The sequence below is a fragment of the Sandaracinaceae bacterium genome (assembly GCA_020633055.1).
Classification (GTDB): Bacteria; Myxococcota_A; Polyangia; order Polyangiales; family Houyiibacteriaceae; genus JADJJE01.
Window position 1 is genome coordinate 314,130 of the sequence record JACKEJ010000011.1, and the last position, 17,766, is coordinate 331,895.

17 protein-coding genes are annotated in these 17,766 nt (G+C 70.8%); 9 read left to right on the forward strand and 8 right to left on the reverse strand.

Translation table 11 applies throughout. The features are described 5' to 3' along the window. The first annotated feature begins 143 nt into the window (after positions 1–143). From H6726_25840 to msrA, 3 genes are all read left to right on the forward strand, one after another. A complete protein-coding gene (locus H6726_25840; GenBank protein ID MCB9661096.1) occupies positions 144–878 on the forward strand; it encodes a penicillin-insensitive murein endopeptidase in 735 nt (244 codons plus the stop codon). Positions 879–958: 80 nt separating this feature from the next. Next, on the forward strand, positions 959–1,783 hold the full coding sequence (locus tag H6726_25845) for an SPOR domain-containing protein (protein MCB9661097.1): 825 nt from the start codon (positions 959–961) through the stop codon (positions 1,781–1,783). Positions 1,784–1,817: 34 nt separating this feature from the next. Then, positions 1,818–2,555 (forward strand): peptide-methionine (S)-S-oxide reductase MsrA, encoded by a 738-nt coding sequence (msrA, locus tag H6726_25850; GenBank protein ID MCB9661098.1) that lies wholly within the window; start codon positions 1,818–1,820, stop codon positions 2,553–2,555. 98 nt (positions 2,556–2,653) lie between these two features. Here the strand turns inward: msrA and H6726_25855 are convergent, their stop codons facing one another. Together H6726_25855 and H6726_25860 are read right to left on the reverse strand one after the other, a co-directional pair. Continuing rightward, a complete protein-coding gene (locus tag H6726_25855; protein ID MCB9661099.1) occupies positions 2,654–4,027 on the reverse strand; it encodes a sigma-54-dependent Fis family transcriptional regulator in 1,374 nt (457 codons plus the stop codon). Continuing rightward, positions 4,024–5,004 carry an ATP-binding protein gene (locus tag H6726_25860; protein ID MCB9661100.1) on the reverse strand — a complete coding sequence of 327 codons (981 nt, stop codon included), beginning with the start codon at positions 5,002–5,004 and terminating at the stop codon, positions 4,024–4,026. Before H6726_25860 ends, H6726_25855 begins: the two co-directional genes overlap by 4 nt. A 237-nt stretch (positions 5,005–5,241) precedes the next feature. On the opposite strand from H6726_25860, the gene H6726_25865 reads away from it, so the two are divergent. Next, the gene (locus H6726_25865) at positions 5,242–5,577 is read left to right on the forward strand and encodes a DUF2834 domain-containing protein (GenBank protein ID MCB9661101.1); all 336 of its coding nucleotides are present in this window, start codon (positions 5,242–5,244) and stop codon (positions 5,575–5,577) included. 13 nt (positions 5,578–5,590) lie between these two features. Here the strand turns inward: H6726_25865 and H6726_25870 are convergent, their stop codons facing one another. From H6726_25870 to xerD, 3 genes are all read right to left on the reverse strand, one after another. Then, positions 5,591–6,334, reverse strand: coding sequence for an extensin family protein (locus H6726_25870; protein ID MCB9661102.1), 744 nt, complete (start codon positions 6,332–6,334; stop codon positions 5,591–5,593). Next, positions 6,335–7,714 carry a penicillin-binding protein gene (locus H6726_25875; protein MCB9661103.1) on the reverse strand — a complete coding sequence of 460 codons (1,380 nt, stop codon included), beginning with the start codon at positions 7,712–7,714 and terminating at the stop codon, positions 6,335–6,337. Positions 7,715–7,845: 131 nt separating this feature from the next. Beyond that, on the reverse strand, positions 7,846–8,745 hold the full coding sequence (xerD, locus tag H6726_25880) for a site-specific tyrosine recombinase XerD (GenBank protein MCB9661104.1): 900 nt from the start codon (positions 8,743–8,745) through the stop codon (positions 7,846–7,848). 99 nt (positions 8,746–8,844) lie between these two features. On the opposite strand from xerD, the gene H6726_25885 reads away from it, so the two are divergent. Then, on the forward strand, positions 8,845–10,002 hold the full coding sequence (locus tag H6726_25885; protein ID MCB9661105.1) for a glutathione S-transferase family protein: 1,158 nt from the start codon (positions 8,845–8,847) through the stop codon (positions 10,000–10,002). A 58-nt stretch (positions 10,003–10,060) separates the two neighbouring features. After that, a complete protein-coding gene (locus tag H6726_25890; protein ID MCB9661106.1) occupies positions 10,061–11,020 on the forward strand; it encodes a cation diffusion facilitator family transporter in 960 nt (319 codons plus the stop codon). Positions 11,021–11,046: 26 nt separating this feature from the next. Here the strand turns inward: H6726_25890 and H6726_25895 are convergent, their stop codons facing one another. Next, positions 11,047–13,698 (reverse strand): hypothetical protein, encoded by a 2,652-nt coding sequence (locus H6726_25895; protein ID MCB9661107.1) that lies wholly within the window; start codon positions 13,696–13,698, stop codon positions 11,047–11,049. A gap of 164 nt (positions 13,699–13,862) precedes the next feature. Between H6726_25895 and H6726_25900 the strand changes: the two genes are divergently transcribed. Genes H6726_25900 through H6726_25910 form a run of 3 tightly spaced genes read left to right on the forward strand, consistent with a single transcriptional unit; the run spans position 13,863 to position 15,683 of the window. After that, a complete protein-coding gene (locus H6726_25900) occupies positions 13,863–14,681 on the forward strand; it encodes a class II glutamine amidotransferase (protein MCB9661108.1) in 819 nt (272 codons plus the stop codon). After that, positions 14,674–15,318, forward strand: coding sequence for a hypothetical protein (locus H6726_25905; GenBank protein MCB9661109.1), 645 nt, complete (start codon positions 14,674–14,676; stop codon positions 15,316–15,318). Before H6726_25900 ends, H6726_25905 begins: the two co-directional genes overlap by 8 nt. Before the next feature lie 2 nt (positions 15,319–15,320). Next, entirely contained in the window at positions 15,321–15,683 is a 363-nt protein-coding gene (locus H6726_25910; protein ID MCB9661110.1) for a divalent-cation tolerance protein CutA, read from the forward strand. 110 nt (positions 15,684–15,793) lie between these two features. Here the strand turns inward: H6726_25910 and H6726_25915 are convergent, their stop codons facing one another. Next, complete coding sequence (locus H6726_25915; protein ID MCB9661111.1) at positions 15,794–16,717, reverse strand: patatin-like phospholipase family protein; 924 nt, start codon at positions 16,715–16,717, stop codon at positions 15,794–15,796. Positions 16,718–16,784: 67 nt separating this feature from the next. Then, positions 16,785–17,666: a tetratricopeptide repeat protein gene (locus H6726_25920; protein MCB9661112.1), complete on the reverse strand. Its 882-nt coding sequence runs from the start codon at positions 17,664–17,666 to the stop codon at positions 16,785–16,787. Positions 17,667–17,766 lie beyond the last annotated feature (100 nt).

Genomic DNA, 17,766 nt, shown 5'->3' on the forward strand with positions numbered 1-17,766 from the left:
CCCGCGCGACGCAGGGGCGCTCGCCGCGCGCGCTGGCCTTCAGCCTCTGGCTGGCCTGCTCGGCCGGCTGCATCCCGCCGCAGACGCCCGCGGACGAGAGCTTCTCGTTCGGCACGACGTCCAACGGTCTCGTCATTCACCCGGTGAACCTGCCCGAGCGAGGGCCGGGCTTCGTACGCGCCAGACCCGGGGAGGCGACGCGGGCAGGCACCCGACAGCTGGTCAGCGCGCTGAGCCGCGCAGCGGCGTACGTCGAAGCGAGGCACCCGGGTGGCTCGCCGCTACGCATCGGCGACCTGTCCTCTCCAGACGGTGGGCGTCACCCCCGCCACGGGAGCCACCGCGCGGGTCGCGATGCAGACGTCATCTTTTACGCGACGGACGCCGCCGGCACACCGACCCGTGGGCGCGGGTGGCTGGCCTACGACCGCTTTGGAGCCGCGCGAGAGGTCGATGAAGGCGGCCGTCGAGGGCGCGTGTTCTTCTTCGACGACGCCCGCAACTGGGCGCTGGTGCGCTCGCTGCTGTTGGATGAGGAGGCGCGTGTGCAGTGGATCTTCGTGTCGAACGGTCTGAAGGCGCGGCTGCTTCGATTTGCGGTCGCGCACGAACCCGAACGCGCGGCGGTCACGCGTGCCCGGGAGGTGCTGCACCAGCCCAGCCGCGGAAACCCGCACGCCGACCACTTTCACGTCCGGGTGGCGTGCGGGCTACGCGAGCAGCGTTTGGGCTGCCGCGACTGGGGCCCCGACTGGCCCTGGCTGCGACACGGCGCGTCGAACGACGCCGCCGACCCCGCGCGGGCGTGGACGGACGAGGCGCTCGTGGAGGCACTCATGGCCGACGCGCCCGCCCCGAACCGAGCGCACACGGAATGACACGTAGTTTTTTTGCGCACATGTGCTGAGTTGTCCTACATCACCTCCTACGGCCCCCACAGACCGGAAGGCAGGCAGACATGGACACCGCGATGCGCAACCTCGAGCAGATTCAAGAGACCGAACCCGACGACGGCTCGAGCCGCCGCTTGGGCATGTTGGCGATGGCCGCGCTGGCGACCGTCATGCTGGTGTTTGCGATGGGCACGATGCTCCAGGCTGGCGCCGAGGACCCCGCCGAGGCCGAAGACCCGCTCGCGGCGCTGGATCGCGCGGCCGGCAGCCAGCTGCGGGCCGAGGCCCCCGCCGAGGAAGACGTGGACGTCGACGCCCGCGCCTTGCGCTTCCACGAGACCCTGAGCGCTACGCCGAGCGCCGCCGACGAGCGGCCCGAGGTGGAGGCTGCGCTGGCCGCCGCCGCCGCCGAGTTGAACCACCCCGAGCCGCTGCCCGTGCCCGCCGCCATGGCGCAGATGCCCGCGGCGCTGGGCGTGATGGACACGAACGTCGTGATGCAGGCGTTGCCAGCGGCGGTGGCCGCCAGCCCGGACAACGGGGACCTGAGCCTCGCCATGGGAGGCGACCCCCTCGTGGCGGCTGCGCTCCCCGCGGTCGCTCGGCAGCGCGAGCCACGCACGCGCGCGTCGGTCGGCGCGGAGGGTCTGTACACGCTGCAGGTGATCAGCTACCGCACCCGCGAAGAGGCCGAGATCTTCGCGGAGGCGCTCCGCGGCCGTGGACATGGCGCGTTCGTGACCGAGGCCGACCTCGGTGAGCGCGGCGTGTTCTTCCGTGTGCGCATCGGGCCCTTCGAGAACGCCCGGGAGGCGGCGCGCTACCGCGCGACCTTCGAGCAGGAGGAGCAGATGAACACCTACGTCGTGCGCCGCCGCGACGAAGCGTGACGTAACCATGCGCGCGACGGGCCATAGTGTGGGCATGGTCCGCCGCCCGCCCCGCTCCTGCCCGCCCCCACGTCGCCTCCGCCTCGGCTTCGCCATCGCGGGGGCGCTCTCGTTCCTGGCCTGCTCCGACCCCGTGGCACCACCGCGCGCCCCGAGCGGCCGTGCACACGCGAGCGGCGACGGCGAACACGCAGAGAGCGGGGAAGGCACGCGGTTGGCCGAGGATCCGACTCCCCCGCTGCGCGCAGCCGTCTTCGCAGGAGGCTGCTTCTGGTGCATGGAGGGCCCGCTCGAGGCCGTCCCGGGTGTGGGCGAGGTGTTCTCTGGCTACACCGGCGGGGCGCTCGAGCACGTGACCTACCAGCAGATCGGCAGGGGGAACACGGGGCACGTCGAGGCGGTGCGCGTGATCTACGACCCCGCACAGGTCACCTATGCACGGCTGCTCGAGGTGTTCGTACGCAACATCGACCCTACGCAGGACGACGGACAGTTCTGCGATCGAGGCACACAGTATCGGTCCGCCATCTTCGTCGCGAGCGATGAAGAGCGCGCCGCCGCCCAGGCAGCCCTCCGCGCCGCGGCAGAAGCGCTAGGGCGCACCGTCGTGACGGAGGTGCGCGAGGCCGGACCGTTCTGGCTGGCAGAGGACTACCACCAGGATTTCTACCGCACACACCGTGCTCACTACGAACGCTACCGCCTCGGCTGCGGACGCGACGCGCGGCTACGGGAGCTGTGGGGCGAGGCGGCGTCCGGCCACGCGCCCTGAAGGCGTGGTCGATGGCTCCCCTGCGCTTCGCGATCGCCGCGCGACGAACGCCTTGCGCCACCGTGCAGCTGGAAGCTCCCCGCCACGCACGCGTCTTCCTATCCTCCCTCGCCCTTCTTGAGGAGACGGTAGAGGGTGGTCCGCTCGACGCCGAGCAGCGTAGCGGCTTCGTGCTTCACCCCCGCGGCGCGCTGCAGCGCGGCGGCGATGTGCTCGCGGGTCGCCGCGTCGAGATGCGCTGCGAGCGTCGCGAAGCCCTCGCCCGAGGCGCTTCGCCGTGGCGGCTCGAGGCCCGCCGCCCCCACGGCTGAACCGCCCAGCATCAGGTCCTCCACCTGGACCTCGGACCCGCGCGCCAGCACCACCGCACGCAGCACCGCGTTCTCCAGCTCGCGCACGTTCCCGGGGAACGCGTGCGCCTCGAGCGCCTCCATCGCGGCGTCGCTGAAGCGGAGGGGACGCCTGGTCTCGTCACCGTGGCGCGTGAGGAAGTGCAGCGCCAGAGGGGCGATGTCGGCGCGACGCTCGCGCAGAGGGGGCACGCGCATGGGGATGACGGCGAGGCGGAAGAACAGGTCCTCGCGAAACTGCCCCGCCGCCACGGCCCGCGGCAGGTCCCGGTGCGTCGCCGTGAGCACCCGCACGTCCACGCGCACGGGAGCCAGTCCCCCCACGCGCGTGACCTCGCGCTCCTGCAGCACGCGCAGCAGCTTGGCCTGGAACTCCGGTCCGACCTCGCCGATCTCGTCCAGAAACAAGGTGCCCCCCGAGGCTCGCTCGAACAGCCCCGCCTTGCGCGCGTGGGCGCCCGTGAACGCCCCGCGCTCGTGACCGAAGAGCTCACTCTCCAGCACGGACTCGGCCAGGGCGGAGACGTTGACGGCCACGAATGGACCGCCTGCGCGCGGGCTTCCGAGGTGCAGGGCGCGCGCGACGACCTCCTTGCCCACCCCGCTCTCGCCCTCGATCATGACCGTGGCGTCGCTCGGCGCCACACGTGACACGAGCTCCAATACGGCCCGCATGGGCTCGCTCTCCGCGATGACCTGCGCGGGTCCCTGCTCCCGCAGTAGGGCTCCCCGCAAGTAGCGGTTCTCGCGCGTCAGCGCCCGCAACGCGAGCCCCCGCGAGACGCGCGCCACGAGCTCCGCGTTCTCGAAGGGCTTCTGCACATAGTCGTGGGCTCCCAGACGAAGCGCGTCGATGGCGTTCTGCAGCGTCGCGTGCGCCGTCATCAGGATGATGGGGAGCTCGGCGTCCAGGGCACGCGCCTGCTCCATCAGTGCGAGCCCGTCCATGCCGGGCATGCGCAGGTCCGTCAGCAGCAGGTCCGGTGGTGCCGCGCGCAGCGCCGAGAGCGCGTCCTCGCCCCCCAACGCCACGTCCACCGTGAGGCCCGCACGGCGTAGGACCATGCGTACGACCTCCGCCATGCGCGGCTCATCGTCGACGACCAACACACGCCCGCTCATGCGGCCTCCGCGTCGGGCAGGATGATCCGGAAGCAGCCCCCCCGCCCCCCTTCACCCAGCCCGGCGTCCGCCACGTACCCGAGCATGCCGCGGTGGGCCGTGACGAGCTTGTGGGCCATCGCGAGGCCCAGCCCGGTGCCCGTGCTCTTGGTGGTGAAGAAGGGCTCGAAGAGCCGCGCCTGGTGCGCTGGGGCCACACCGGCACCGTCATCGCGAACCTCGACCACGAGGGCCCGGTCCTCCACACGCGCCGCCACCCGCACGCTGGACGCGGCAGCCTGACGCGCGTTCTGCACGACGTTGACCAGCGCCGGGAGGAGCAGCTCGGCGTCGATGGCGGCGTGCGCGACGCTCACATCGAGCGTCAGCTGGGCGGGAGGTCCTTCCGTCAGCGCGACGACACGCTCGAGCAGCGCGGCGGGGTCCTGCACCGTCGTCGCGAACGCGCTCGGCCGCGCATAGCCCAGCAGCTTCGCGACGAACCCGTCCAAGCGCTCCACCTCCTCACGGATGAAGACGCACGCCTGCACGACGTCGGCGTCCCCGTCGCGCAGCTCCTCCTGGAGCACACTCGCCGATGCACGAATCACCCCTAGCGGGTTACGCACCTCGTGGGCCACGCTGGCGGACAGGCGCCCGACGCTGGCGAGCGCTTCGTTCTCGAGCGCGCGAGCCTGCTCTGCGCGCAAGGCGATCAGCTGACGGCGGATGGTCTCCTGGTCGGCGACGGCGCGAACCCGCGCTTCGCGCAGGTGCCCCACCGCGTAGCCCAGCAGCGCGAAGGTCCCGGCGAACAGCAGCACCACCGGCACACGCACGTCGTGGTCTGCGTAGCGCATGCGCACGTCGAGCCAGGCCAACAGGCCGAGGTCCACGAGCCCCACGGCGAAGCCGAGCAGCCCATGGAAGGCAGGGGTACGCAGCGCGCCCGAGAGCGAACCGGCACGCACGGAGGAGGTCGGCAGAGGATGGGTCACGAACGAGCGCCTTGCGAAGAGCGTACCGTTCGATGTGCCCGCCACGCGAGCCCCGCAGACCGCGGCGCCCGAAGCTCCGTGTCACGCGACTCGCCCCCCGCGTTGCGTCCCGGCCACGGCGTGCGTTGCAGGCACGCAACGTCGAACGCGCACCGCGCACCGCATCCCATGCAGCATGCACGAAACACGGCTGGCACGCCCCGTGCTGTACCTCCTGACAACACTCAGGAGGTTCTCATGACCCGTCAGAAACTGTTGCTCTCCGTGCTCTTCGTCGACTTCGCCGCGCTCAACGCCTACGTGGTGTACGCCATGGGCTACGACGGCTTCGTCCGCGCCGCCCTCGACAACGTCGGCACCGTCGCGATGCTGGTCGACTTGGCGATCGCCCTTGGCCTCGTCCTCTTCTGGATGGTCCAGGACGCGCGACGCCGCGGTGTGAGCGTGCTGCCGTACGTGCCGCTGATGGTGCTCTTCGGCTCGGTGGGCCCGCTGCTCTACTTGCTGCGCCGACCGAGCGAGGAGGCGACACCCGGGGGCGTTCCCGCGCGCTCCGTGGTCGAGCACGCCTGAGCTCGGGCCGGCGCTACTGGATGGACCGCCACGTCACCTCGGGGCGCACCTCGAGGTGGACGTGATTGTTGTGGGCGTCGTTGTGGTGCGGGGACACCACCACCTGGAACAGGTCGGCCTCGATGGCGCGGCAGACCACGCGGCGCAGCACGGCGCTCGGGCCCAGCTCGTCGGGAGGGTGCGTGCACGGAGGCGCGCCACGCTCCCGCGACGTCCAGTCGGTCAGCACGTCCAGCCGCGTTCCGTCGGCGAACTCGAGGTAGCGGAAGTCGATGGCCAGCGCGCTCGCGTGTCCGCTGACGCGGGACGTGCCCGCCACGTGGGCGTTGGGTCGAAACGTGCTCATGTGCTGTACGCGGGTGACGCCGAACTCGCGCAGCACGGGCGTCCACGCCAGCAGGGCCAGCGCCAGACGGCAGTCCAGCACCGAGTGCATCTCGCTACGCCCGGCGTGCTCGAAGCGCACGCCGTTGAGCGGCCCGCCCAGGAGCATGCCGTGACCGGTGATCGCCTCGTCGTGATCGCCTCGATAGCGGCTGAACGAGACGCCGTTGGCGCGTAGAATCGCACGGCAGGTCGGAGGATCGAGGTTGGCGATGGCCGCGCCGGACGGCATGTCACGCAGGGGCGCTTCGGTGGGGAAGTGCTGGGCCAGGTTGGCGTGAGCGGCCGGCACGAACGAGTCGGGGCCGAGGCTCACCCCGAACGACACGAGGCCGAGTCCGAGGGCGACACAGGCACGACCCCGGGTGCGCATCTACTCGCTCCGGGCCTCGGCGCGAGCGTCCACGCGAGGCGCCTCCACCAGATAGTAGCGCAGCGCCTCGCGGGCCATGTAGCTCGCCTTCACGCGCCACGCGGGGTCGTTCACCACCAGCGCCGCGACGGCGATGGTGGGGGCGTCGGCTGGCGCGAAGCCCACCCACCACGTGTAGCCCCGGTAGGGGTCGCTGCCGGTCAGCGTGCCCGTCTTGCCCGCGATGCGGACCCCAGGCAGAAAGGCGTTGCCTGCGTTGTCGTGGAACGAACGGCGGGCCGTACCGTGCGAGACGGTGCGCTCCATCATCTCTCCGACGCGGCGAGCGGTGCGACGGCTGAGCACCGCGCGATAGATGGCGGGTTGATGCTGGTAAACGCGCTCGCCGCGAGCCGAGAGCACCTCGCTCACGACGGCAGCGCGTGGCATCTGGCCGTCGTTCGCGATGGTCGCGGCGACGAGCGCGCCATGCAGCGGGGACATGTGCATGTGCCAGAAGCCAGCCGACGTGCGCGCGAACTCGAGGCGGTCGGTCGGGACCTCGGCCGGGCTCGGCCGGACGGGGATGTCGAAGGGGACGCGCTGCCCCCACGCGAACGCGGAGGCGTAACGCGTGATGACGGCGGGCGAGAGGTGCCGGTCCGCGAGCTTGGCGAAGACGGCGTTGATGGAACCTCCCATCGCGTCGCTCAGCGTCGCGCACCAGCGGTCGCGCGCGCGGTTGTCCGTCAGGTCGCTGAGCTCCAAGCGGCTTGCGCCGCCGTGGTAGCAGACGTTGGTGTCCGCCCCGATGCCCGCGTCGATGAGCGCCGCGCCGGTGACCACCTTGAAGACCGACGCGGTGGGCGGGGTGGCGTCCAGCACCAGGTCGCCGCCGCGCGGGTTGCGGCTGCTGTGGCTCACGTAAGCGAGCACGCGCCCGGTGCTCGGCTCGATGGCGACGAGGGCCCCGTACGGCACCTCGTACTGCGCGAAGCGGTCCGTGATGTGGGCCTGCAGCCCGGGGTGCAACGTGAGCACCGCGCGCGCGCCACCGTCGAGAGGGGACACCAGGCGCCCCTCGGCGAGCGCGTGCTCGCGTGGGTCGAAGCCGTCGAGGTGCGCCGCCAGACCTGGCGGGACCGAGTCGTCGGCTCCCTGCGCGTAGTGCTCGAGGGGCAGCCCGACGTCTCCTGGTCCGTCCGTGAGCGCGGCGCCCTGTGCAGGGAGCGAGACCTGGGCTGCGGCCGGCGCGGCCGGCGCGGCGGACGCGACCGGAGTCGAGGCCGTGGAGACAGCCCCGCCAGAGGCGGCCACCCCTCCAGACGTGCCTCCGGTGGAGCCCACGTTCGCGTGCGCCGAGGCCGCCTGCGAAGCGCTGGCGTCGCCACCGCTCGACATGGCTGCGAAGAGACCGCCGGCGCACAGGCACGCCACGGTGATCTCCGAAACTCTTCGGGTCCGGACAGGCATCACCCGTGGAACCTAGGGACGCGCCCGGTGCGCGTCAAAAAAGCCACCGCGCCGGAGGTTCAGCCTCGGGGGTGGTACGTTCGGTGTACGTGCTGCAGGTGGGCGCCAGTAACGTGCGTGTACACCTCGGTGGTCGCGATGTCGGCGTGGCCCAGCATGGACTGCACGGCACGCAGGTCCGCACCACCCAGCAGCAGATGCGTGGCGAAGCTGTGGCGCAGCTTGTGCGGCGAGATGTCCTTCTGGATCTCGGCCTGACGCGCGTAGTCCTTGATCGACTTCCAGAAGGCCTGGCGCGTGAGCGGCGTACCGCGGGCGGTCAGGAAGACCTGAGGAACCGCCGACCCGCTGCGCAGCGCCCAGCGTGGACGCACTTCACGCAGGTACGCCACGAGCGCCTCGATGGCGAGGTCACCGATGGGCACGAGGCGCCTCTTGCTGCCCTTGCCGAACGCGTTCAGGAAGCGGGCCTCGAGGTGGAGGTCGCCCAGCTCGAGCCGCACCAACTCGGACACTCGCAGCCCCGCCGCGTACATGGTGTGCAACATGGCGCGGTCGCGCACCGCGTTGGGCTTCTGACCGCGTGGGGCCGCGAGCAGCCGCAGCACCTCGTCGCGCGTCATGACGACCGGGAGGCGCTTGGCGAGCTTCGGTCCCTCGAGCAGATGCGTCGGGTCCCGACGCACCTCGCGCTCACCGAGCAGGTGCTTGTAGAACCCGCGCAGCGCGCTGAGCACCCTGGCCTGCGAGCGGGCGGAGAGGCCCTGGGCACCAAGGTGCGCGAGGTAGCGCGCCACGTCCGGTTCGCTGGACTCTTCCACGGACACCCCGCGCTCCTCCAGCCAAGTCGCGTACCGCGCGAGATCACCGCCGTAGGCCGCGAGCGTGTTCTTCGACAGGCCGCGCTCCACCTTGAGGTGCGCGAGGTACGCGTCGAAGAGCTGGTCGTCGTGGCTCATGGATCTCGAGTGTGGCGCGCGCGAGCACCAGGCCCAACTTTCTCGCGCGGGCACCGTCGAGCGGTGGCAGGCGCCGAGGGCTGCTACTGTGCGCCCCCGATGAGCGCCTACTTCACCCACTTCGCGTGGACCGTCTCGCCCTACTCCGCGAAGACGCGCGCCTACCTCACGTTCAAGCGCATCCCGTTCACCGAGGTGGCCCCCAGTGCGTGGACCCTGTACCGCGACATCCAGAAGGCCGTGGGCGCAGCGATCATGCCGACCGTGCTCACCCCGGAGGGGCGCTGGATGCAAGACAGCACGGAGATCATCGACGCGTTGGAAGAGCGCTTCCCGAAGGTGTCCGTCCACCCCAGCACGCCCAAGCAGCGCATCGCCGCTCTCTTGCTGGAGCTGCACGCGGACGAGTGGCTCCCGAGCGTGGCCCTCCACTATCGCTGGAACCGGCACGAGAACCGCGACTTCGCCCTGCGCGAGTTCGGTAGCGCGGCCTTCCCGGGACTCCCTCCCGCGCTCAGCCGCGTGCTCGTTCGACCGGTGGCCTCCAAGATGGCCGGCTACCGCGCCGTCGTGGGCGTGACGCACGAGACCATCCCTGGCTTCGAGCGCTTCACGGCGTCGCTGCTAGCGCAGCTCGAGCTGCACCTGCGCGCGTACCCGTTCCTGTTCGGGACGCGCCCGTCCGTCGCGGACTTCGCCCTCTACGGGCCGCTGTGGGCGCACCTCTACCGCGACCCGGGCTCCACCTACCTCTTCCGCGACACCCCGCACATCGTCGCGTGGTTCGAGCGACTGATGAGCCCCCTCGGGCGCGACGGCGCCTTCCTCCCCGACGACGAGGTGCCGGCTACGCTGGAGCCCGTCCTGGCCACCCTGTTCGCCGAACAGATGCCGTTCGTGATGGCGCTGATGGACGCGATCGACGTTTGGTGCGACGCACACCCGGAAGCGACCCGCGTCCCGCGCGCGCTGGGGGACCACGCCTTCACGGTGGGGGGCTCCTCGGGGCGTCGCCGCTTGCTCACCTACACGCAGTGGATGGCACAGCGTCCGCTCGCGGCCTACGCCACGCTCTCTGCCACGGACCGCCCGGCCGTGGACGCATGGCTGCGGCGTCTTGGCGGAGACGCCGCTCGGGACGCCATCGCACGCACGGTGCGCCACCCGCTGGAACGCCACGCGTTCAAGCTGCGCCTCGCGACACGCACGCCGGCCCTTGCCAGCGCGCTCACGGCCGGCGAGCCAGCCGCGCGATAGCCCGAGGCAGTTCGGCGCCGGGCTGCTACATTCGGCGTCCCCGTCTACGGAAACACGCATGTCTCACGGCTCCAAGAAGGTCATCCTCCTCGCGCTCGGCGCCAACTTCGGCATCGCGGTCGCCAAGTTCGTGGCGTTCCTGATGACGCGCTCGTCGTCCATGCTGGCCGAGGCCATCCACTCCGTGGCCGACACGGGCAACCAGCTGCTCCTGCTGCTCGGCATGAACAAGGCCTCGCGTGCGCCCGACGAGGCGCACCCCTTCGGCTACAAGATGGAGAGCTACTTCTGGAGCTTCATCGTCGCGCTGATGCTCTTCAGCCTGGGCGGCCTCTTCGCCATCTACGAGGCGACTCACAAGCTGGCCGAGGTGCGCGCCGCCCTGGCGGCAGGCGAGACGCCCGTCATGGAGCACCCCAGCATCGCCATCGGCGTGCTGCTGGTGAGCATCTCGCTCGAGGGCTACTCGTGGACGGCCGCCACACGGGAGGTCAACCGCCTGCGCGGCGAGCTCAGCATGTGGCAGTTCATCGAGCGCTCGAAGTCCACCGAGATCATCGTCATCTGGATGGAGGACACCGGGGCCCTGATCGGCCTGCTCTTCGCGCTCACCGGCGTGGGCCTCACGCTCGCCACGGGCAACCCGTACTGGGACGTGTACGCCACCTTCGCCATCGGCGGCCTGCTGGTGCTGATCGCCTTCTTCGTCAGCCGCGAGACCAAGTCGCTCCTGATCGGGGAGTCGGCCGACAAAGAGGCGCTCGCGGTCATCGCGGGGCTGGTCAACGAGACACCGGGCGTGGTCAGCCTGATGAACATGCGCTCCATGCAGCTGGGAGACGACGAGTTCCTGGTCACGCTCAAGATCCAGTGGGAGGGCGACCTGCGCATCGACGAGGTGTCGAAGCGCACCAACGAGCTGGAGGACCGCATCCGCGCGACCAGCCCGTGGGCACGCTACGTCGTGGTGGAGCCCGACATCTACGACCCGGTCAAGGCCGCCACGCACCGCGTCTGAGCACCCCGCGGGCGTGCCCAGGACCCTCAGAAGTACTGCTCGAAGCTGAGCACGGTGGTGATGGGCACGATGCGCCCGAACTGCGGCGCCTCGATGAGCGGGACACCGACGTCGAGGCTGAGCAGCGAGGGTTGGACGCCCCCGTACTCGAAGTGCAGGCGCACGCCGGCCCCCACCTCGGCGGCCGGAGCCAGGGCGCGGCCGTCGTCGGACTGCGCCACCACCCCCAGACCCGTGAAGATCGCCAGCTGCACCTCGCGCAGGTAGAACGCGTGGAACACGTTGATGTGGAGGTCCGCGAGCGCCGTGAGCCGATACTCCGCGACGGCCAGCGCGCGCCCCTTCCCCAACAGCTCCGTGTACTCGTAGGCACGCAGCAGGCTGGGCCCGCCGATGCCCTGGAGCTGCCCCTCGAGCGTCGTCCCGAGCACCCCCGCAGCATCCACCACGAAGATGAACGCGTGACGCCAGCTCGGGCTGCGGGTCACGTTTCCGTGCAGTGAGAAGGAGACCGCGGCCCCCGCGCGGCCGGCGTCCCCCTCCACCCACGCGAAGCGGAGGCCCGCGCTGAACGACTGCCCATGACGCGGGTCCAGGTAGTACCGCCTGTCGTTGTACGCGACGCCCCCGAAGACGCTGTAGCGGGTCCCGTCCTCGCCGTCGCGCCGCAGCGACAGCACGCGCTCCACCGCGAGGCCCGCCGAGCCCGATGCGACGCGATGGTTGAGGTCTCGCGTGCGGCCGAAGCTGCGCACGTACCGCAGCGAGCCTCCATACGAGCGCGGATAGAGGTTGAGGTCCACGACCGCGCTGTTCTCGAGGTCGTACTTGCGGAACACGCCGAAGCTGACGGCGAGGCCGAGCCCCCCCGCGTACGTGGGCTCGAAGCGCTGGAGAATGGGGGGCCGCAAGGGCAAGCGGTTGGTGTTGTCGCGTGCTGGATGGCCGCCGGCCACCGCCGCGCTCTCGGGCCGCCGCCCGAGGGGGTCGATCCACACGGTGCGCAGCGGCGCGGGCGTCTCGACCTCCACGGTGCCCCGCGCGTCGCCCCCGTCCCAACTCACGGTGACCACGTTCCCCTCGCGGTCGCGCACGCGCACCGGGACGCTCTCGGGACGCTCGGCGCCTTGCCGGATGACCTCGACGCGATGCACGTAGCCGGTCTCGCGACGCACGCTGGTGATCTCCCCCAACGCGTAGTTCACCGGCAAGCGCGGGTTCGCCAGCAGCTGCTCGACCGCGGCGTCGTCGAACCCCACGCTCGCCAACACGAATCGGGCAGCGCGCGGCTCGTGGAGCAACGCGCGCGCCAGCGTCGCAAGTCGCTCACCCTCGCCCAGCGCGTCGCGCACGTACTCCAGCACCAGGCGCCCACGCGCGTGCACCCAACGCGCCTGCACCGGGTCGTCGCGGAAGAGATCGGGCTCCGCCACGCGGCCGAAGTACACGTCCACGAACGTCACCTGAGGGGCGTAGAGCAACTGGTCGATGGCGGGGTTGAACGCGGCGAAGCTGAGCAGCTCCTGTGGCGTGGACAGCGCGACCTCGCGCCTTCGCGCGTCCAGGTCGGTCAGCCACACGGCGCGCAGGTCCGCGGCCCACCCTGCGTCGCGCGGGCCATCCAACCGTCGCGCGCGGGCGCTCACGCTCTCCCGCAGGAACGCGCGCTTCACGGCCCGCTCCTGGTACTCCAGCACGGCCCGCACGGGCAGCACCTCGAACGCGCGATCGGACACCAACAGCATGGAAGGCGCGTTGCCCGCCAGCTCCGAGCGTGAGGGCACCAGCAGCGCGGCGCGTGGCGGACGCACCCCTCGCGTCCCGCTCAGCGCGAGCGTGTCGAGAGCGTCCACCACGGCGCGTCGTAACGGGCCGAGGCGGTCGGGGCGCGCGAGGTCGCGCAGGGCATCGAGCCCCTGCGCGCCGTCCGGGGGCGTCACGTACCACGGCCGCGTCGCGTAGAGCGTGACACGTGCGCCGCGGTGAACCACGGGCTGTGCGTACAGCCTCCTGGCGCCGAAGACGGGCGCGTACGGCCCGCGCACCACGATGGGCTGTGAGCCCAGCGGTTGCCCGCCCACGAGCCACTCGCGCGGACGGGTCGACGTCAAGCGCACGCGATGCTCGGCCTCGTGCTGCCAGCGCTCGCCGCCTTCGCCCGAGACCACCAGCGGATACCACGGGGCCAACATGCTGAAGCGCCCGCCCACGCGCCCCAACCGCCCGAAGCGCTCGGGGATGCGCACCGCGAAGTGTCCCGTGAGGATGACGCGCAGCGAACCCGGCGGGATGGGCACGCGCAGGTCGATCCCCGCGGCGTCGGGGTCGCGCCCGGTGTCGACCAGATGCGGGAGCAGCGTGGCCTCGACGGGTACACCATCGAGGTGGAGGTCCTCCACCGTCGCCTCGCCGAGGTCCGGGCGCCGCGGATACACCCAGCGCGCGCTCTGCTCGTCCATGGCGCTGGGGACGTACGCGAGCTTCGCTCCGAGCACCCAGAGCCGCAGCTCGATCTCCTCTGGCGAGACATCGACCACGACCCGGAACGCCCCCCGCACCCACCCCGTGGCAGGGTCGACGACCGCGTTCACGTCGTAAATCTCGGGTGTTGCAGCGCGCACCGGGGCGGAGGGGAGGCCCACGAGCGCCGCGAGCACCAGCATCAGCGTGCGCGCCAAGAGGCCCAAGCCACCGCAGGGCTTTGGGGTCGGATCGTGCGCATGGTATGTAGTGATCAGGCCTTGATGATGCACTTCGATCTCTCGGTGTCGCCCCTCGTTCACCGCGCTCCAGCTGCGAGCCCGGGAGCACGGACGACGCGCGAGACAAGAAGGAGAGCGCGATGGGACGGCTAGTAGCTTACACCGCCAACCGGCGCGACGGCCTCGCCGCTGCGCTGCGCTTCGAGCGCCACGCGCTCCGTCCGCCCCCTGCGCAGGGCGAGGCCGCGTGGGGTATCGCCTTCTACCAGGGCGACGAGGTGCTCCACAAGAAGCGTCCGCTGCCGGCCGGGAGCGCGCCGGCGTGGTCGGAGCTCGGTGAGGGGGTCACCACGGACTGCGCCCTCATGCACCTGCGTGAACCAACCGTGGGCGACTTCCGCACAGAGAACACGCACCCTTTCCGCTATCGCCGCTGGACCTTCGCCCATCAGGGCACGCTCGCCGGCTTCGCGGCCCTGCGCGAGCAGCTGCTGGGAGATCTGCCGGACTTCCTGCGCCGGAACGTCCAGGGCGAGACCGACAGCGAGGTGTTCTTCCATCACGTCCTCGGGGAGCTACACCGTCGCGGCGCGCTCGAGGCGCAGGCGCCCAGCCCGGACGTGCTGATCAGCGCGCTCGCTCAGTCGAAGTCCACACTGGCCACTCTCGCGCGGGCACAGTCGGACGTCCCCAGCGGCCTCACGTGCGTGCTGACCGACGGCCGTCTCACGCTCGGCCTCTGCCACGGGGCCCCGCTGTACTACGTGGAGCGGCGCGGTCCCCTGCCCGCTGACGAGCCCGCCCCGCGTCCGAGCTCGCCCCAGCATGCAGCCGTGCTGCGCTACGTGATGATCACCACGGCCGAGGCGCCCCCCATGAACTACCAGGGCGTGCCCCAAGGACAGATCCTGGTCGTGGACCGCGACCTGCGCGTCCACGTGAGCCCCACCGATGCGTGACGCTCGAGACTCTGACGGCTGCTCGCGATGGGTACGCTGGCGGGCGCTCGGGCTCGCCGCGGTCGTGGCCTCGTTCGGGTGGGGTTGCGGGCGGTCCACCCGCGCTGGGGGCCAAGGTGTACGTGCTCCGCTCACCGATCAAGACCCGGAGCCGTACCGCCCTACTCCGCACGCGGCGGGCGACGAGGACCTGCGCGCGCTCGCTGCCAGCTCGCATGTCGACAGCGCCGTTCAGCTGGCGCTCGAGTTCCTGGAGGCCGTGCGCGACGCCAACCTGACGCGCGCGCGGGCGCTGATGGCAGACGAGATGTACAGGTTGGGCGAGCGTGACACCTATCGACCGATGAGCGCGAACAACGCGCTGGTCCAGCTGCGTTCGGCCACGTCCCGAGGCCGCGCCGCCGGGGTGCGGCTCCCACCCATCGCCCGCCTGGTGCAGCTGCAGCACGTCGAGGTGACGGCCCCGCGACCCACCAGCGCGGACATCCAGCAACGGCTGCGACCCAACGACACGCTCGTCACGTTCCCGAGCACGGCCGAGGGCCGCGTGGAGTTGGCCCGCTGGTACCCGGGCTGGACCGCCCGGGTGCGCGTCCTGGTGCGCGTCGGTGGGTCGCCCCAAGTGATTGGCTTCTGAGCATGACGCGTGTGCCCGAGCCCGCAGCGCCGACCGCGACCGAAGACCACGTGGTGGTCGTCTTGTGTACGGCGCCGTCGCGGGAGGTGGCCGCTGCGCTGGCAGAAGGCGCGGTGCGGGCCCGCCTGGCCGCGTGCGTCAACCTCGTCGAAGGGGTTCGCTCGTTCTACATGTGGGACGGCGCCCTCTGTGACGAGCTGGAGGTCCAGCTCGTGCTCAAGACCACACGCGCCCACGCGCCAGCGCTGTCGGCACACCTCGCGCACGCCCATCCATACGACGTGCCCGAGGTGCTCGTGCTGGACACGGACCCCGTCTCGAGCAGCGCCGCCTACCAGCGCTTCGTGCGTGACGGCGTGGGCTGACGCGCGGCTCGTTCCCTGAGGCGCGCAGCGTCGGTCGACGCCAACGCGTGACGAGCGGGTCCTGGCCCACGCGTACGAAGCGACTCTCCAGACGGGGGCGTGGAGAGTCTTCAGGCTTCGCCGATGGTGTGCACGTTGGACGCGATGTCGAACATCCCGCGCCGCTTGGCAGCCGCGAGCACGCGCAACGCCTCACGGTAGCCGCGCGTCATGAGCAGCTTCGCGTTGGCGCGCGAGGTGAACGAGAAGCGCCCGAGGTCGGCCGAGACGTTGAGAACCGTCACGTGCGGGTAGAGACGGTTGATCAGGTCGATGCCCCGCTTCTCCTTCTCGCTGATGACGATGTTGAGCGCCTGGCGACCGATGGAGAACCCGCCCTGATGCACCAGCGAACGCTGGCCCGGCCGGATGACGTGCGGACGGTACACGTTGGAGATGATGACCACGTCGGCTCCCGCCTCTACGGCGAGGTCGATGCTGAGCGTGCGGACCAACTCTCCGTCCACGTAGTAGCGATCGCCGATGCGATACGGGCGGAACAGGAGCGGGACGCAGGCCGAGGCGGCGACCGCCTGGCTGATGGGGACGTCCTCGCGGTGCCCTCGCCCGAACACCACACGCCCACGCCCGTCGATGTCCGCGGCGGTGATGAAGACGTCCTTGTCCAGAGCTCGGAAGTCGTTCTTGGGGAGCTTCTCGGCCATGAAGCGCTCGAAGCGATCGATGGAGAACAGCCCTGTGCTGAGGTAGGCCGGCTGCCCGAGCTGCTCCATCGTGGGGAGCCCGAGGAAGTAGCGCGCGCGCAGCGGGTTGGTCTCGGCCGTGCGTCGCTGATAGAACGGGCGCGCCCACTCCGCGAGCTGCGTCGCGTTGAAGCCCTGCGAGTAGAACGCCGACGCGATGGCGCCTGCCGAGGCGCCCACGTAGATGTCGGGTTCGAGGGCCAGTTCCTCCATCGCCTTGAGGACCCCCAGGTGCGCGACGCCCTTGGTCGCTCCACCTGAACCAACGAACGCGATGCGAGGCTTACCCATGGGTTCATGGTTTCTCGCCCGGCCTTGTGGGTCAAGTGTGCGTTGCACCGACCGCGTGAACGGGCCGCTAGCGGCTGCGGTTGCGGATGGCGTTCTGGCGCGCCTCCCGCAGCATCGGCCGGGCCTCGTGCGCCACGCTCGAGCGCGGCCAGCGGCGGATGAGCGTGAGATAGCCATCGATGGCGGAGTCCAGGTCGCCCAGCTCTTCGGCGCAGAGGGCGGCGAGGAACACCGCGTCGTCCTGCAGGTCGGGGTCGATGTTCTGCTCTGCCACCTGGCGCGCGTAGAGGATGGCCTCGGCCTGGCGCCCCAGACGGCGCAACGCGCGCGCCAGCTCGTAGCGCATGGCCGGCACGTGGGGCGCGTCTTCTTTCAGACGGATGGCCTCCTCCAGCTTGTCCGCGGCCTCGGCGTAGCGACCGGTGCGCACCAGGTCGAGGCCGTTCTGGTAGGCCTCGATGCTCAGGTCGAGCCTGAACCGCTCGTAGAAGTCGCGGAAGAACTGGGCCTCGGCGCGGGAGATGTGCGTGTCCTCGGCGATCGCGTCGTAGCGCGTCACCACCTCGCGCCGCTTCTCCTGACGGATGAGATCGTAGAAGCGCGCCGCGCGCGCCTCGGCCGCGCTGCGATCGTCGGCGCGCTGGCGCTCCTCGAGCAGCGCACGCCGCAGGTCCGTGTTGCGGGCCTCGAGCGCCAGCTTCTCCGACTCGATGGCCGCGATGGTGGCGTCCGAAGCGAGCTTCAGGCCGCCGAACGACAGCGCCGCGAAGAGCGCGTAGGCCACGGCGCCGTTCCAGTTGAAGCGCCGCTCGTAGCCCGCCTGCCGCTTGGCGATGGACTTGATGTCTGCGCCCAGAGAGTTGACGAGGTTGTTCGTCTTGATGGTGAGACCACGAGACTCGATGATCTCTTTCTTGATCTCACGGATCTCCTCGTCGGTCTCGCGCACAGGCGGGGAGGTAGCCCCGTTGCGCGCCACAAGCAAGCCCCACACGGACGAGACGCGCGCCAAAAACGGTGACATACTGCGCCGCGTCCCTTGACGACCC